Genomic DNA, 15,748 nt, shown 5'->3' on the forward strand with positions numbered 1-15,748 from the left:
TTATGTTCTTCTAAAATTATAATAAAATTAATTAAATAATTTAAAATTTTGGAATGATTATTGCTTATTTTATGTTAAAATATTAAACATTATAACTTGAGGAGAAAACATGACCCTAGCTGTTAAATGCCCTATCTTAGGTTTTGAAGAAACCAAAAATATGGAATTTTCAACTATCGATGAAGTATTTGTAAGACTTAAAAGTCTTGATGGTAAAGACTTTTCTTTTGTTTTAATTAATCCTTATTTAATTAGACCTGATTATGAATTTGATATACCAACTTATTATCAAGAGCTTCTTTCTTTAACACCTGAATCTAATATGAAAATTTTTAATATAGTAGCCATAGCAAAAAGCATTGAAGAATCGACAGTGAATTTTCTAGCTCCAGTAGTCATTAATCTTGATAATAATACTATGGTACAAGTGATACTAGATACAGTTAATTATCCGGACTTTTTTCAAGCTGATCAAATTGCTAATTATATTAAAAAATAATGCTCTATATACTTGCAAATGGAGCTATGGCAACAGCCTTAGCCTATGGATTAAAAGATAATTATGAAATTTGTATAGTAGGAAGAAGCATAGAAAAACTTCAAGCCCTCACCAAAGAAGGCTTTAAAACCTTACTTTACAAAGATTTTAACATAGAAGGTAAAGATGTTATTTTAGCATTTAAACCCTATGCTTTAGAAAATATTGCTCAAATGCTAAAAGGACAAGCACGTATCTTAATCTCTGTTTTAGCCAATGTTGATTTTGAAAAACTACAAACCATCAAAGCTCAAAATTATGTTAGAATAATGCCTAATACAGCAGCTAAATATAAGGCTTCAACCACACCATATATACTTAAAAACTCTCATTTTGAAAATGAAATTTTAGACATTTTAAAAACTTTTGGCTCGGCTTATAAATTAGATAATGAAATACAAATGAATGCAGCTATGGCGATTAGCGGCTGCGCTCCTGCTTTTTTAGCACTTATAGCAGAAAGTATTGCTAATGCTGGAGTTTATGAAGGTTTGTCAAAAGAACTTAGTCTCAATCTTACGCGCTCTTTATTTAAAAGCTCTAGTACTTTACTAGAACATGAACATCCAGCTATTATCAAAGAAAATATTTGCTCCCCTGGCGGAGTTACAATAAAAGGCATAAAAATACTCGAACAAAAAGGAATTCGCGGAAGTTTTTTTGAAGCCATAAATGCTAGCAGCGCTAAATGAAAAAGGCTTTCATACTTATAGAAAGTATTAGTGCTATAACGATCATATCTTTAATTTTCATTGGCATTTTTTATTATTATACTCAACTTTACAAAAACTATGAAAATTTAAATATTTTTGAAAGACTCTATAGACTTCAAGAAGAATTATATGAAAAGCCCATTTTTAAAACCATCATACTTCAAACTTCAGCCTTAAAACCTATAGTTTTACAAGAACAGTTTGTTAATGATGGTATATTTCAATTTCAAAAATTATATTTTCAAGATCAAAATTATAGTGTTTATTTTAAAGAATGAGCAAAGCTTTTACACTTTTTGAACTTATATTATCACTAATACTTTTTACTTTTATAACTAGCTTACTTTCAAAACCTTTAATGGATTTTTATCATTTAAATTTCACTGCTTTACATACAAACAATCTTATCACTCAAGCACATTTAAACTTGCTTAAAATAGAAAAATTAATACAAAATTGTATTAATATTACATTTTCACAAAATACATTAAAATGTCTTTTAAAAGATGAGTTAATTAGCCTAAAAGATAATAAACTTTATCTTATTAACTCTGCTCTTATTTTAGAAAATAATCATACACTTTATTCACCTCATTCTGATTTTAAAACACAACTCCAAAATAGAAAAGATTTATATAATGACAATGAACATATTGGCTATGCTTATAAAATTAATAAGGTTGAAAAAATATTCATCTTAGAAAATGGTATATCTGCAAATTTTACAGGTAGTTTTATTCCTTTGCAAGCTCAATTAGTTATCAAATTGCAAAATGGAGAACTTATATATGAAATAAAGCCAAAATTTAATGAACAATTAAACCAACAAGGATTAATTTCTAAAAACATAAACTCATTTAACCTGCAAAACAATAAATTAAAAATTTGCCTAAAAAGACAAGCAAAATATTGTCTTGAAAAAAGAATTTTACTATGAAAAAAGCTTATGTTTTAATTTGGACAATTTTTTTAATATTACTAATAAGTCTATGGATGAGCTTGACCTTAAACATATCTAGCTACACTCCAAAAATAATCCAAGATAGTTATTACTACCTTCAAGCTCAAATTTTAAGTCATAATGCAACACAATTTTCTAAATATTTTTTATATCAAGCAAAGCAAGAAAATAAAGAATGTTTAGATAATATATATTTTAATTACACAAAAGCTTTGATTAAAATAAAATATTTTTATCCTATTGCACAATGTGTTAATTTTAAATTTTCCAACTTTAATCCCGATGCAAATTTAAGCAAAGATGGTGTTATTATAGCCCACATTAGCATTGCTTTAAATCGTGATAAAAACGTCAATGATGAAATTTTACTCACAAAAAGCATTATTATTTATCCCAAAGAAAATTTTTGGAATTTAAAAAATTAAACCAAAGTCTTAGCAAGCTTAACACACTCTAAAAGACTTTGATTTTCGCATATATAAAGATTTTTAAAATTTAAAAGCTTCTTTGCTGTGCTTTGTCCTATAACTACAACCTTATCTTCTTCTTTTAAGCTATAAAATTTTAAAAAATTTTCTACACTTAAAGGAGAGGTAAATATAAAAATAGCAGGATGAGTAAGTTTTTTGTCACCTTTTTTAAAAACATTTTCATAAACAATTATTTCATCTAAATCCACACCTGCATTTTTAAGATCCAAATTTAAAGTCGAAACAATATTTTTAGCCCTTAAATACAAACATTTTTGCGTTTTTAATTCCTCTTTAAATTCAAGAAAAAGATCTTTTCCATAAGCCTTTGATGGAATTTTAATCTTTTTAAAACCTAAATTTTTAGCGTATTGAGCTGTACTTTGTCCTACAGCGTATAAATTGAGTTTGAAATTTAAAGTGATTTTTGCATGTTGTAAAGCTTTTAAAGCATTTTTTGAAGTACAGATTAAAACATCATACAAACTCAAATCTATACTAAAATCATAAAAAATAATCTCATTTAAAATAAGATTTTCCACCCCTTTAAAAGGAGTTTCATTTAAGAGGTAAATTTTCATAGATTTTACGCTTTAGCTCTTTAGCTGCCAAAAAAGCATCTTTAGCATCCATGATCGCCCTAACCACAGCCACGCCGCTTAAATTTATACCCTTTAACTCATCAAGCACTGCTTTATCAACCCCTCCTATAGCTACAACCCCTATAGGACTTTTATCACAAATTTGGCTTAAAAGCTCAAGGCTTAAAAGCGAACTTTCTTTAGTAGGCGTTGCCTTGATAGCTCCGCAACCTAGATAATTTACTCCTTGTATAAACTCAAGTTGTTCTAGCTTTTTAAGGCTTAAGCCTATGATTTTTTCATCTCCTAAAAGCTTTCTAGCTAGTTTTACTTCTAAATCTTCCTGCCCTAAATGCACCCCATCAGCATCTAAGGCTAAAGCTATGTCCACTCTATCGTTAATCAAAAAAGGTATTTTATAAGCCTTGCAAAGTTTTTGCACCTTTAAACCTAGTTTGTAAAATTCTCTTGCATTAAGCTCTTTTTCACGAAGTTGAACTATACTCACTCCGCCTTTTATAGCATTTTCTAAAGTATTTAAAAAACATTCCTCGCTTTTATTTCCCTTAGTAGCAACCAAATAAAGGCTAAGATCTAATTTATTTTTCATCTAAAAACTTGAAAAAATGATTTGTAGGACCACAACCTTTTCCAAGATTGAGTGAATAATAAATCGCATTTCTTACATATTCTTTGGCTTCACTAACGGCATAAAATAAATCCTTGCCTTTAGCTAAATTACTAGCAATAGCCGAAGAAAGCGTACAACCTGTACCATGAGTATTTTTAGTTTCTATGCGTTCGCCTTTTAAAATATAAATTTCTTTTCCATCATAAAGCACATCATTGGCATTTTCTTCACTATGCCCGCCTTTAAGTAAAACTGCCTTAGCTCCCAAGCTACATAAATGCTTAGCTGCCTTTATCATCTGCTCTTCATTGGCAATCTTAAAACCACATAAAAACTCTGCTTCAGGAATATTAGGCGTAAGAATGTCTGCAAATTTTACTATGGTTTGTTTGAAAAAATCACAATTTTCTTGAGGCATTAAAGCATAACCATTTTTAGCAAACATTACAGGATCGATCACTATGTTTTGAGGTTTAAACTCGCTTAAATTTTTAGCTACACAGCTCATTAATTCACAAGAACCTATCATTCCGATTTTAGTTGCCTTTGGCGCTATATCTTCAAACACGGCAAGCATTTGTTCGTCCACGCTTTGAGTAGGTATATCGTGTACAGAAATCACCCTTGCGGTATTTTCAGCTACCACACTTAAAACCACACTCATACCAAAAAGATTGTGTGCACTAAAGGTTTTAAGATCGGCTTGTATCCCTGCTCCACCACTACAATCACTCCCTGCTATAGTTAAAACAGGTATAAGTTCACTTCCTTTTGCTTTCATAAATCTTCCTTTAAAATTTTGATCCATTCTTCACCCTTAGGGCTTAATTTTTGTCCTTTAAAACTCTGTTTTGCAAAAGCTACGATCAAAGCATGAAAAATTTGATAAAGTTCGTAAAGTTCGCATTTTTTTCCTAAAATTTTACACAAATTTTCTTGCTCACTTTCTATGCCACTTTGAAAAAATTCTCTTAATTCTTCATAATTTTCAAACTCATAACCTAAGTAAAAAGCCAAACGCAAACTATAGCTATCTACAACCAAAATCTCTCTTTTACAAAGATAGCTTAAAATACCATCAACACTTTCAAAACCTAAACCTTTGATATTTAAAAGCCATTCTCTGCTTACATTTGTTTTAAAATTTTCTAAATTTTTATAAGTGTTTATGATACTTTCTACCAAGCCTTTTAAACGCTTGGCTTTGGTGTTGTAAAATCCGCTAGGCTTAATTAAAGTTGCAAGTTCTAAATTGGATAAAGTATTGATTTGTTCTAAGCTTGCAATATTTTCTTTTTTTAAATTGTCTAAAGCTTTTAAGACATTTTTCCAATTTGTATTTTGAGTTAAAATCACAGAAATTAAAAGCTCAAATTCACTCAATCCTTGATTTTCAAGCCAATCAAAATCATGATAATTTAAATCCAAATTTAAAAGCTTGGTAAAAATTTGCGCTCCAGTCATTTAAAATTCTCCTTAAAAGCCAAATAAAATTGCTTCACAGTACGACCACTTCTACTTGCTCTTAGAGTAGTAAATTCTTTAGCTTTAGCGTGTAAAAGCTCTTTATCACAAGAATAATCTTTAAAATAAAAATCTATCATCTTTAAATACTCTTCTAAATTTCCTTGATAAAAACTTAACCACAAACCAAATCTATCACTCAAGCTTAATCTTTCTTCAGCAGCATCGCTTAAATGAAGTTCTGTATGTGCAATTTGCGTATCAAGATTATCAGCAATGCTTTCACTTAATAAATGCCTACGATTTGAACTCGCATAAATAATTACATTATTTGGGGCTTTTTCTATGCTTCCCTCAAGTAAAGGTTTTAAAAATTTATAACTATCATCTCCCTTCTCAAAAGAAAAATCATCACAAAAAAGTATGAATTTAAAATTTTCTAATCTGATTTCATCGATGATATCTGCTAAGGCAAATAAATCTTCTTTATTTAATTCAACAAGTCTTAAGCCCTGATCTTTAAATTCGTTAAATATAGCCTTAATTAAACTTGATTTTCCAGTACCCTTAGATCCCCATAAAAGTGCGTGATTTGCCCCTTTGTTTTGAATGAAATTTAAAGTATTTTCATAAAGTGCTTTTTTTTGTTTTTCCATACCTACTAAATCTTTTAAAGCAATAGGATCGATTTCAAAAATAGGCTTTAAATAGTCTTTTCTTGCTCTATAAATTGCTGCATAAGTTTTATTCCAATCCATTTTAAGCCTTTCTTAAATGCGTTAAAATTGCCTCTAAAATATCATCATCGTCTTTGCTTTTTGCTTTGATGAGTTCTTTTTCATCATTTAAAGCAGTAAATTGAATATTTTGCTCATAGTTGCTAATACTTTTAAATTTATTTAAAGCTAAAATTTTAATAATAATCAAAGATAAAAATTGCTTAGTATAAACGTCAAGTTTTCCAAAGCGATCTTCAATTTCACCTTCGATCTCATAAACCTCATGAACTTGCTCACACTTGCTAAGTCTTCTATAAAGTTCTAATCTTAAGCGATCTTCGCTGATAAGCTCACTATTTAAAAAGGCATTAACATTGAGTTTTAAATCAAGTTTATTTTCTTTTTGATCCACTTCATTTTTACTTAAAGCATTAAGTTCATCTTCTAACATTTTAAGATATAAACTATATCCAATTTGCTCGATATGTCCACTTTGATCTACGCCTAATAAATTTCCACCGCCACGAATTTCAAGATCATGATAAGCCAAAACAGAACCTGCGCCTAAAAAAGAATTACTTTCTAAAGAAACTAGACGCTTTAAAGCATCTTTTGTGATAGCATTTTTATCTTCGATTAAAAAATAACAATAACCTTGCTTATCACTTCTTCCTACACGCCCACGCAATTGGTGCAAATCAGCCATACCAAAACGATCGCTTTTTTCTACTATGATAGTATTTGCATTAGGTAAATCAATCCCACTTTCTACGATAGAGGTACTTAAAAGCAAATCATATTCTTTGTTTTCAAATTTCAACATTTCTTCTTCTTGCATCTTGGCATCGATTTTAGAATGTAAAATCAAAATACGCAAAGTAGAAAAAAGTTCTAATAAATGTTTTTTACATTGCTCTATACTTGCAATATGATTATGAATATAAAAAATTTGCCCACCGCGTCTTAACTCTCTTGCTATAGCTTCTTTTAAAAGTGCGTCATCATTTTCTTTGACAAAAGTTCTTACATCCATTCTATCTTCTGGTGGAGTTTGCAAAACACTATAAGATTTTATAGAACTTAAAGCTTGATTTAAGCTTCTTGGTATAGGGGTTGCTGACATGGATAAAATATGTGAATTTTGAGTGATTTCTTTAAGCTTTTCTTTTTGCTTCACTCCAAATTTATGCTCTTCATCAATAATAACAAGGGCTAAATTTTCACATTCTACACTTAAAAGTGCATGAGTTCCTACAACTACACAAGCTTTATTTTCTTTTAAATTTTGTAAAACTTGTTTTTTTTCTGCACTACTTGTAAAGCGATCCAGTTTAAAAACCTTTATATCAAAAGGATCAAAACGCTTTTTTAAGGTTTTATAATGCTGATGAGAAAGCAAAGTCGTAGGCGCAAATAAAAATGCGCAAAATCGACTTTTAACTACTGGATAAATAGCATTCATAGCAACTTCAGTTTTTCCAAAACCCACATCACCGCTTAAAAGCCTATCCATGACTTTTCCACTTTGAAAATCTTGCAAAATTTCATGACAGGCTTTATCTTGATCACTTGTATAAACAAAACCCGCACTAGCTATAAAATCAGCTTGTCTATTTAAATCCACTGTAATTTTTTTTGCTTGCACTAAAGATCTTTTAGCTGCCATAATAACAATTTCAGAAGCTATGGCTAAAAGTTTAGTTTTTAATTTTTCTTTAAGTTTAATAAAGGTTGTTTTACCTAGTTTATCTAAGCTTGGAATAGATCCACTCACGCCCAAATATTTATCAATCAAATAAAGATTTTCCACTGGTAATAAAAGCTTGTCAGAATTTTGATACTCTATAGCAACAAACTCTTTTTTTGCTCCGCTTATCACTATCATCTCAAGACCTAAAAATTTACCTACCCCATAATCTTCGTGTACTATATAATCCCCATTTTTAAGCTCATCTATAATCAAACTAGCTTTTTTTCTTGTTTTTTGTTTTTCTTTTTGATTTAAAGAAATGATTAGCTCTTCAGGACTAATAAGATTAAGCCTTAAATCACTTTTTACAAAATGGATATTTTGAGTATCTTCAAGCTCCAAAGCTTTAAACAAAGCTTCGTTTTTAGCTAAAAGTGTGATTTTTTTATTTTTATGAAATTCAAAAAAATCTTTATTGTAAGAACTTTGCAATTCTTTAAATTTTTTAGCTTGAGGTAAAATTTTTGCATTCACAAAACTTATATCTTTTTCATATTCGTTAATATCAAACTTTTCACAAGCTAAAAAATCAAGTTCTAAATAATCAAAAAAATCATCAATACACCAAAACCCTAAAGAATTGATATCATGTATTAAAGTATCACTTTGAAAATCTTCTAATTTGTCCTTAAAAATTTCATAATTTTCTTTGTCAAAATATTTTAAAAAAGGACAAATTTCAAAATGTTCTAGTTCATTAGGAATAGACTTTTGACTTTGCAAATCAAAATATCTTATGCTTTCAATCTCTTCGCCAAAAAGTAAAATTCTAATAGGATTTTCTTCATTGATACAAAAAATATCAATAATATCCGCACGAATTGAAATTTCACCTTTATCCTGAACTATATCTACAAATTCGTATCCCAATCTTGAAATTTCATCTTCAAAACATTTCAAATCAAAATTTTGTTTTTTATCGATATAATAATTTTGCAAATGTTTTTTTGAAGGAAGTTTTTTTAAAACAGTATTTAAAGGAGAAATAAGGATTTTTTTTTCTTCTTCTTTATGATAAGCATTTAAAATCTTGCAAAGATTAAAAAGTTCTTTGGAAAAAGCCCTTAAATCATCTCCAAACTGCGCTCTAAAATCAGGTAAAACAAAGGTTTTTAAACCCTTAAATCGTGAAACTTGAGCGAGCAAATCTGCTTGTTTTTCATCTTTACAAAGCAAAAGTTCACAAATTTTTGGATTTTGTAGGTATTCATAAAATGAAGCTTGCATTATTCTTCGTTGTTATTTTCAATAAGTTTGATAGTATCTTCTTTAATTTTACTAGTTCCATTAAAGCGACCGCCATTTTCTATAGAAATTTTTTGCGTTGAAATATCGCCATTAACAACTCCGCCCGCTAAAATTTCTAAACTATTGGCCTCAAGTTGCCCTTCAAAATACCCATTTACTACAATTTTATCTGCTTGTAATTCACCTTTTAAATTTCCATTTTTTCCGATAACTACAATGCTTTCAGAATGAATAATACCACTTAACTCTCCATCGACATGAAGCATAGAAGCAAAATAAAATTTACCCTCAATTCTCGCACCTGAAGAAATTACTGTTGTTTCTGAGCTAGGACTGGATGTTGGGCTGATACCGCCTTTATTAAAGATTGCCATGGAACTCTCCTTTCTTGATTAAAAAAATCATTCATATTTTTTCTTTGCAAATTTAAAAAATACAAAGGTTCTAAAGTTTTATTAATAAACCTTACCTCATAGTGCAAATGCGGTCCCGTAGAAAGACCTGTATTGCCACTATAACCTATCAACTGCCCCTTGCTAACAAATTGACCTGCTTTGACTACTTCTTTGCGCATCATATGAGCAAATACTGTTTTAAAACCAAAATTATGCAATAAAATTACATTATAGCCATAGCCATTATCACTATAACCTGAAAATTCCACTACTCCACTTGCTGGTGCATAAATAGGAGTACCAATTTCTGCTCTTAAATCAATACCAGGATGAAATTCCCTTCTTTTTAAAAGCGGATGCTCTCTCCAGCCAAAATTTCCTGTAATGCCTTTATTTTCAATAGGCCATCCATTAGGAATTTGCCCCAAAATTCCAAGCTGCTGCTCATTGGTAAGCTGAAGATTATCAAGTCTTGCACTAATTGTAAGATTATTTTCTGCTTCTAAGCCCAAAGCCTCTTCAAAAGAAGCTATTTTATCTTCTATAGCTGCATACTGCTGAGTTTTTTCTTCTATGCTTTTTTGCATTTGCGAATTAGATAATTCCAATTCTTTGCTTTTTTTCAAAAGCTCCTCACGCTTTTCACTGATATCACTAAGTTTGCTATCGAGATATTTGATATAAAAACCACTAAAAACTAAAAATAAAACAATAAAAGCAATAGTATAAAAAACTATTTTTTTGATTATTTGATTTAAATAAAAATGTCTTGAACCGTTAATATCTGTAATGGTAATAGTGAATTTATTTTTTACCACACCACTCCTTTAAAAAATTTTCTACCAGCATAAAAGAGCCAAAAACTAGATTTTTTTTATTTTCTTCTAATTTTACAAATTCTTTACATTGTATGCCTAGCTTTGATGCAATACTATAAATTTCATCATCAGCCAGCTTTCGTTCTGCACTTTTATATTTATATATTTGTATTGTATCAATAATAGGCTTTAATGCATTTAAAATTTGAAAAATATCCTTATCCAAATAAGCATTATAAATAAGATTTATTTTTTCTCCTTGAAATTTATCAAGCATAGCCTTAGCAGCCATGGGATTATGACCCACATCAACAAAAAAATTTGGAGAAATTTCTTGGCATCTTCCTTGTAAATTTAACTCTTGTAACTTTTTTAAAGCTTCTAAGGTTTTTTCTTGCGAAGTTAAAATTTCACAAGCCTTTAATGCAAGCTTTAAATTATGCTTTAAAAAACAAGGTAAAACAAACTTTTTACAATAAATCTCAAAATTTTCTTTCAAAAAAGGATTTAAGGAAGAAACTTGCAAATCAGCTTTTTTTAAAAAAGCAATTTTTTTTGCTAAGTTTAAAACATTTTGCTCTTGCTCATCACTTATAAGTGCTATAGGTGCCATAATTTTAAGCTTGGTTCTTGCAATATCTTCTAAAGAATTACCCAAAATTTGAACATGGTCAAATCCAATTCTTGTAAAAATATTCATTCTTCTTTCAAAAACAGAAGTAGCATCATATTCTCCACCCACCCCTGCTTCTAAAACAATGAAATCGCATTTTTGAAATAAAATCATAGCTAAAAAAGTAGCATATTCGAAATAACTTAATTTTTGCAAGTCTTGTTTAAAAATTTCTTCAAGTCTTATATGCGCTTGATCTAATTCTTCATCATTTGCAATCTTACCATCAAGATAAAATCTTTCATTAAAACTGAAAATGTGCGGGCTAGTATAATGCCCTATTTTATAATTTAAATTTTCTAAAAGTTGAGTTAAATATCTGCCCGTGCTACCTTTACCGTTTGTGCCTATAAGTTGGATTATAGGAATATTTTTAAAACATTTCTTATATTTTTCATACATTCTAAACATCAAAAAACGGTCAATTTTATCGTAATTTATACTTTTTTGGGCTAAAAAATTCTCAACTTTCATTATATTGCTCATTAACCGCTGTAATTTGCTTTATTAACTCGTCTAAAATATTAATACTTGGCTTACTTTGCTTATCAAGATAAGCCACTTGAATTTTAGGAGTTATAATATCTTGCTTATAAATAAATCTAAAATTTTCTATAGTTTTAAGATTTGTATTTACAAGCTGTGTAATTTCATCTTTACTTTTTCCTGGCGAAACAATCAAATAACTCTTTTCATCTATCATCCACAGTTCATCAAATTCGCTACAAGAATCTTTTAAAATTTTTTTAAATCGAACAAAAATTTCATTCAAACTTCCCATACCATATTTTTCCATAATGAAACGGTAATTTACTATAGAAAATAAAGCTAAAGAATAATTAACTTTATACTTATTAAAATTTTCATCCATTTTATCAAGCTCTTTAAGAACACTCCAAGCCTCTCTCTCCTCCAAACTTTGCGTGAATTCAATTTGATTATTTAAAGATGTAATTTTTTCTCCAAGTTGTTTAAATTTTAGTTTTAAATCCTCAAAACTAAGTTTTACTTCCCCATTTTCATCTGGTTTTAAGGTATTAATAAAATCCATGTTTTGTTCATTCGATTTATTAAGCAAAACAAGCAATTCATAGATTTTTTTTAGATTATCATTAAAAAAATTTAAATTTTTTTGGACATACATATTATCAACCATTATGCGATGATTGATAAATTCCATTAATTCGTTCTTAAAATTTTCTTCGCCTATTATAAAAGGTTTTTGTGTTAAATTTTGTATAAAACCTTGAATTTTTAAATCTTCCACCAATGAAGGATTTAAACCCAAGCATAATAATTCACTAAAGTGCTCATAACTACGCTCTTCAAGTTTAACTAAGAGTTTTTTAATCACGCTATCATAATCATCATATTTACTAATGCCATATTTACGAGCTTGTTCTTCTAAATTATTTTCATCATAATTTCTTTCAAGCTCTTTCCATTTTTTGGTAAGCAAGTAAATACTTTCACTATCCATAGTTTTAGAAATTCTAATCGAAGTCACCTTAGCCAAATCTCTTATCTTTTTATCCTTACTTATTTGCAAAGTTTTAGATATGGTATATAAAAAATCAAAAAATTCACTAAATTGTTTTCCGCTTTGTCTATTTAAAACAGAAATTAAAAAACTAATTAGTTCTTCTAAACTTCTTATAGTTTTAGAATTTAATTCTTGTTGATAAATCGGTAAAAGTAAGGTTTTGTATTTGTCAAGTTTAGCTTTATTTGAGCTTGTGATACCATATTTTAAAGATAGTTCTTCAAAAATTTCCGTATAATTTTCAGGAGTTGGTTTTAGTTTTCTTTCTTTTAATGCAATTAAAGTTTGCTTTGCTATTTCATTAGTATTTGGAATCACGTTTTTGCCCTTTAATAGCAATTACGGAAATAAACTCATCAAATGCCTCGCTTGAAGCTGCTCGAATAGCCTCATACCTTGCAGAATCACTAATAATACTATTTGGAGAAATTTCAAAATTATAACTTCCACTTGTAGTAAAAGCCTGACTTGAACCATCTTTAAAGACAACATTAAAATCTAAATTTAATTTAGCTTTATAACTAATGACATAGCCATTTTTATCATAAGCTAAAGGAATAAATTCTAAATTATTCATTTTAACATTGATTACATCATCTGCCTCGTGTTTTAAAGCAAGTTTACGCCCTAATTTTGAAATTACCATTTCTTTTAAAGTATCGGCAACATAGATACTATTTTTTGGGTCTTGTTGACTTAATTCAACATTAACATAAACCTTCTCATCGAAAATATTATTAGCGATTTTTGATGTAGGAACATATCCACAAGCACCTAAAAATAAACCTATACAAAAAATTAAAATCTTTTTCATTTAATCACTAGATTAACTAGCTTTCCTTCCACATAAATTTCTTTAACTATACTCTTACCTTCAAGCCATTTAGCAGTATTTTCTTTTGCAAAAGCTAAAATTTCTTCTTTACTCGCACTACTTGAAATTTCAAATTCAGCCCTTTTTTTACCATTAATACTTACAGCTAAATTTAAAGTATCTTTTACAAAAACCTCTTCTTTAAGTTCTAATTTTTTGAAATTTTTACATTTAAAAAGCTCCTCGCTAAGCTCAAAACAAACATGAGGAATAATAGGCTCTAAAATATTTAAAATAATATAAAAAGCCTCTTGCTCCAAAGCTTCATTTTTGCAAAGCGCTAAAGCATTTAAAGCTTCCATGCAAGCTGCAATTAAAGTATTGAAAGCAAAACTTTGATGATAAACTTCAAAAGATTTTTTCAAAGCTTCATATACCTTTAATCTTGCATATTTTTCTTCTTTATTTAAATTTTCTTGTTTTAATTCTACAAGCTCACCTTTTTTAACATTTTGCGCCCTATCATAGAGTTTGCAAATAAATCTATAAGCCCCTTCAACCGCATCATCATTCCATTCAAGCTCTTTAGCCGGAGGCGCAGCAAAAAGTATAAAAAGTCTTGCGGTATCAGCACCGTATTTTTCTATAATCTCATCAGGATCTACAACATTGCCTTTTGATTTTGACATTTTAGCACCATCTTTTAACACCATACCCTGAGTTAAAAGTCTATCAAAAGGTTCATTTTGTGTTAAATAACCCAAGTCTCTTAAAGCTTTTTGGAAAAATCTCGCATAAAGTAAATGCAAGATTGCATGTTCAATACCACCTATATATTGATCCACACTCATCCAATACTTTACACTTTTTTCATCTAAAGCTTTTTCCTGCCAAGTTCTCTCATCACTTGCAAAACGTGCAAAATACCAAGAACTTTCAAAAAAAGTATCTAAAGTATCACTTTCTTTTTGAGCCTCTTTGCCACATTTAGGACAAATACAATTTTTCCAAGTTGGATGTTTATCAAGTGGATTACCCTCACCTGTAATTTGCACATCTTCAGGTAAGATAATAGGTAAATTTTCTAGTTTTTGAGGCACTATACCACAAATTTGACATTTAATCATAGGAATAGGCGCACCCCAATATCTTTGGCGTGAAACACCCCAATCACGAATTTTAAAATTTACAACCCTTTTTCCTATATTTTTAGCTTCAAACTGAGAAATGATTTTTAATCTTGCCTCATTACAATCAAGATTATCAAACTCTTGGCTATTAATTAATTTTCCTGATTTTTGCGTATAAGGTAAATTTTCTTGAGTTTGAATAACTTGTTTGATGGCAAGATTATATTTTGTTGCAAATTCAAAATCTCTTTCATCATGAGCTGGAACAGCCATAACCGCTCCACTACCATAATCAGCCAAGACAAAATTAGCCACCCACAAAGGAATTTTTTCTCCGCTTAAAGGATGAATGGCATAAATTCCTAGAAAATAACCTTCTTTTTCAGAACTTTGTCTTTCTCTTGGGCTTTGATTTTGAATAGTTTTGATTTTATTTAATACATCTTGATTTAATAAATTTTGCGAAAGCAAATTTTGAACAATTTTATGTTCTGGAGCTAAAGCGATATACGAAACTCCATAAATTGTATCTGCTCTTGTAGTAAAAACTTCTAAAGAACTTTCTTTGGTTTTTTGCTTGCTTTCTTCGTCTAAATTTAAAGAAAATTCCAAACCTTCGCTTTTACCAATCCAATTTTCTTGCATAGTTAAAACTTGATTAGGCCATTTATCTTTTAATTCTTCTAAATCTTTTAAAAGTTCCTCAGCATAAGCAGTGATTTTTACATAATAACCTGGCATTTTTTTCTGCACCACTTCATGACCACAACGCCAACATTTTCCGTCTTCAACTTGCTCATTAGCCAAAACCGTTTGATCTTGTTCACACCAATTTACATTTGCTTCTTTAGTGTAAATCAAACCTTTTTCAAACATCTTAATAAAAAATTCTTGCTCAAATTTTGTATAAAGTGGATCTGAAGTAGCAAGCATTCTTTTTTTAGAAAAAGAAAAACCTAAAGAAAAAAGTTCTTTTTTCATATAAGCTATATTTTCATAAGTCCATGACTTAGGATGAATTTTATGTTTAATAGCTGCATTTTCAGCAGGCATGCCAAAACTATCAAAACCTATAGGATGTAAAACATTAAAACCTATCTTGCGATAATATCTTGCCAAAGCATCACCTATAGTATAATTTCTTACATGCCCCATATGAATGCGTCCACTAGGATAAGGAAACATCGATAAAATATATTTTTTAGGCAAATTTAAGTCATCTTTTGGCTCAAAATATTCATTTTCATCCCAAATTTTTTGCCATTTTTTTTCTATTAAACTTGCTTCATAAGCCATAAAT

The 15,748-nt window shown here is 29.2% G+C and carries 17 protein-coding genes; 5 read left to right on the forward strand and 12 right to left on the reverse strand.

What is annotated here, in order from left to right:
- Positions 1 to 109: 109 nt before the first annotated feature.
- The 5 genes from fliW to AJ884_RS01140 are packed head-to-tail and all read left to right on the forward strand — an operon-like array spanning position 110 to position 2,637.
- Positions 110 to 499 carry a flagellar assembly protein FliW gene (gene fliW, locus AJ884_RS01120; protein WP_002852982.1) on the forward strand — a complete coding sequence of 130 codons (390 nt, stop codon included), beginning with the start codon at positions 110 to 112 and terminating at the stop codon, positions 497 to 499.
- Entirely contained in the window at positions 499 to 1,230 is a 732-nt protein-coding gene (locus AJ884_RS01125) for a pyrroline-5-carboxylate reductase (RefSeq protein WP_002861800.1), read from the forward strand. The genes fliW and AJ884_RS01125 overlap by 1 nt, the downstream gene beginning before the upstream one ends.
- Positions 1,227 to 1,529, forward strand: a complete 303-nt coding sequence (locus AJ884_RS01130; protein ID WP_070274298.1) for a type II secretion system protein — start codon at positions 1,227 to 1,229, stop codon at positions 1,527 to 1,529. The genes AJ884_RS01125 and AJ884_RS01130 overlap by 4 nt, the downstream gene beginning before the upstream one ends.
- Positions 1,526 to 2,188, forward strand: coding sequence for a hypothetical protein (locus tag AJ884_RS01135; protein ID WP_070286349.1), 663 nt, complete (start codon positions 1,526 to 1,528; stop codon positions 2,186 to 2,188). The genes AJ884_RS01130 and AJ884_RS01135 overlap by 4 nt, the downstream gene beginning before the upstream one ends.
- Entirely contained in the window at positions 2,185 to 2,637 is a 453-nt protein-coding gene (locus AJ884_RS01140) for a hypothetical protein (RefSeq protein WP_002859148.1), read from the forward strand. The genes AJ884_RS01135 and AJ884_RS01140 overlap by 4 nt, the downstream gene beginning before the upstream one ends.
- Here the strand turns inward: AJ884_RS01140 and AJ884_RS01145 are convergent.
- Genes AJ884_RS01145 through leuS form a run of 12 tightly spaced genes read right to left on the reverse strand, consistent with a single transcriptional unit; the run spans position 2,634 to position 15,744 of the window.
- Positions 2,634 to 3,263, reverse strand: a complete 630-nt coding sequence (locus AJ884_RS01145; RefSeq protein WP_070274302.1) for a uroporphyrinogen-III synthase — start codon at positions 3,261 to 3,263, stop codon at positions 2,634 to 2,636. The genes AJ884_RS01140 and AJ884_RS01145 overlap by 4 nt on opposite strands.
- Entirely contained in the window at positions 3,241 to 3,873 is a 633-nt protein-coding gene (gene thiE / locus AJ884_RS01150; protein ID WP_044779157.1) for a thiamine phosphate synthase, read from the reverse strand. Before thiE ends, AJ884_RS01145 begins: the two co-directional genes overlap by 23 nt.
- A complete protein-coding gene (gene thiD, locus AJ884_RS01155) occupies positions 3,863 to 4,675 on the reverse strand; it encodes a bifunctional hydroxymethylpyrimidine kinase/phosphomethylpyrimidine kinase (protein ID WP_070210341.1) in 813 nt (270 codons plus the stop codon). The genes thiE and thiD overlap by 11 nt, the downstream gene beginning before the upstream one ends.
- Entirely contained in the window at positions 4,672 to 5,358 is a 687-nt protein-coding gene (locus AJ884_RS01160) for an endonuclease III domain-containing protein (RefSeq protein WP_070233061.1), read from the reverse strand. Before AJ884_RS01160 ends, thiD begins: the two co-directional genes overlap by 4 nt.
- A complete protein-coding gene (locus AJ884_RS01165; RefSeq protein WP_070274303.1) occupies positions 5,355 to 6,116 on the reverse strand; it encodes an ATP-binding protein in 762 nt (253 codons plus the stop codon). Before AJ884_RS01165 ends, AJ884_RS01160 begins: the two co-directional genes overlap by 4 nt.
- A gap of 1 nt (position 6,117) precedes the next feature.
- Positions 6,118 to 9,054 carry a DEAD/DEAH box helicase gene (locus AJ884_RS01170; protein ID WP_070286350.1) on the reverse strand — a complete coding sequence of 979 codons (2,937 nt, stop codon included), beginning with the start codon at positions 9,052 to 9,054 and terminating at the stop codon, positions 6,118 to 6,120.
- Positions 9,054 to 9,449: a polymer-forming cytoskeletal protein gene (locus AJ884_RS01175; RefSeq protein WP_002861809.1), complete on the reverse strand. Its 396-nt coding sequence runs from the start codon at positions 9,447 to 9,449 to the stop codon at positions 9,054 to 9,056. The genes AJ884_RS01170 and AJ884_RS01175 overlap by 1 nt, the downstream gene beginning before the upstream one ends.
- Complete coding sequence (locus tag AJ884_RS01180) at positions 9,386 to 10,288, reverse strand: M23 family metallopeptidase (protein WP_002861810.1); 903 nt, start codon at positions 10,286 to 10,288, stop codon at positions 9,386 to 9,388. Before AJ884_RS01180 ends, AJ884_RS01175 begins: the two co-directional genes overlap by 64 nt.
- On the reverse strand, positions 10,275 to 11,435 hold the full coding sequence (locus AJ884_RS01185; protein WP_002880807.1) for a folylpolyglutamate synthase/dihydrofolate synthase family protein: 1,161 nt from the start codon (positions 11,433 to 11,435) through the stop codon (positions 10,275 to 10,277). Before AJ884_RS01185 ends, AJ884_RS01180 begins: the two co-directional genes overlap by 14 nt.
- Complete coding sequence (locus AJ884_RS01190) at positions 11,425 to 12,822, reverse strand: hypothetical protein (RefSeq protein WP_044779153.1); 1,398 nt, start codon at positions 12,820 to 12,822, stop codon at positions 11,425 to 11,427. Before AJ884_RS01190 ends, AJ884_RS01185 begins: the two co-directional genes overlap by 11 nt.
- A complete protein-coding gene (lptE, locus tag AJ884_RS01195) occupies positions 12,806 to 13,318 on the reverse strand; it encodes an LPS assembly lipoprotein LptE (RefSeq protein ID WP_070286351.1) in 513 nt (170 codons plus the stop codon). The genes AJ884_RS01190 and lptE overlap by 17 nt, the downstream gene beginning before the upstream one ends.
- Positions 13,315 to 15,744, reverse strand: coding sequence for a leucine--tRNA ligase (gene leuS / locus AJ884_RS01200; protein ID WP_002880809.1), 2,430 nt, complete (start codon positions 15,742 to 15,744; stop codon positions 13,315 to 13,317). Before leuS ends, lptE begins: the two co-directional genes overlap by 4 nt.
- Between the last annotated feature and the right edge of the window lie 4 nt (positions 15,745 to 15,748).

Origin of the sequence: Campylobacter sp. BCW_6463, from assembly GCF_001762785.1 — a bacterium.
Taxonomy (GTDB): Bacteria; Campylobacterota; Campylobacteria; order Campylobacterales; family Campylobacteraceae; genus Campylobacter_D; species Campylobacter_D jejuni.

Excerpts from the sequence above, each read along its gene's own strand:
- AJ884_RS01140 (WP_002859148.1), top strand. The coding sequence starts at position 2,185 with ATGAAAAAAGCTTATGTTTTAATTTGGACAATTTTTTTAATATTACTA.
- AJ884_RS01170 (WP_070286350.1), bottom strand. The coding sequence starts at position 9,054 with ATGCAAGCTTCATTTTATGAATACCTACAAAATCCAAAAATTTGTGAA.
- AJ884_RS01135 (WP_070286349.1), top strand. The coding sequence starts at position 1,526 with ATGAGCAAAGCTTTTACACTTTTTGAACTTATATTATCACTAATACTT.
- AJ884_RS01130 (WP_070274298.1), top strand. The coding sequence starts at position 1,227 with ATGAAAAAGGCTTTCATACTTATAGAAAGTATTAGTGCTATAACGATC.
- thiD (WP_070210341.1), bottom strand. The coding sequence starts at position 4,675 with ATGAAAGCAAAAGGAAGTGAACTTATACCTGTTTTAACTATAGCAGGG.
- fliW (WP_002852982.1), top strand. The coding sequence starts at position 110 with ATGACCCTAGCTGTTAAATGCCCTATCTTAGGTTTTGAAGAAACCAAA.
- lptE (WP_070286351.1), bottom strand. The coding sequence starts at position 13,318 with ATGAAAAAGATTTTAATTTTTTGTATAGGTTTATTTTTAGGTGCTTGT.
- AJ884_RS01125 (WP_002861800.1), top strand. The coding sequence starts at position 499 with ATGCTCTATATACTTGCAAATGGAGCTATGGCAACAGCCTTAGCCTAT.
- AJ884_RS01185 (WP_002880807.1), bottom strand. The coding sequence starts at position 11,435 with ATGAAAGTTGAGAATTTTTTAGCCCAAAAAAGTATAAATTACGATAAA.
- AJ884_RS01160 (WP_070233061.1), bottom strand. The coding sequence starts at position 5,358 with ATGACTGGAGCGCAAATTTTTACCAAGCTTTTAAATTTGGATTTAAAT.
- AJ884_RS01175 (WP_002861809.1), bottom strand. The coding sequence starts at position 9,449 with ATGGCAATCTTTAATAAAGGCGGTATCAGCCCAACATCCAGTCCTAGC.
- AJ884_RS01145 (WP_070274302.1), bottom strand. The coding sequence starts at position 3,263 with ATGAAAATTTACCTCTTAAATGAAACTCCTTTTAAAGGGGTGGAAAAT.
- thiE (WP_044779157.1), bottom strand. The coding sequence starts at position 3,873 with ATGAAAAATAAATTAGATCTTAGCCTTTATTTGGTTGCTACTAAGGGA.
- leuS (WP_002880809.1), bottom strand. The coding sequence starts at position 15,744 with ATGGCTTATGAAGCAAGTTTAATAGAAAAAAAATGGCAAAAAATTTGG.
- AJ884_RS01165 (WP_070274303.1), bottom strand. The coding sequence starts at position 6,116 with ATGGATTGGAATAAAACTTATGCAGCAATTTATAGAGCAAGAAAAGAC.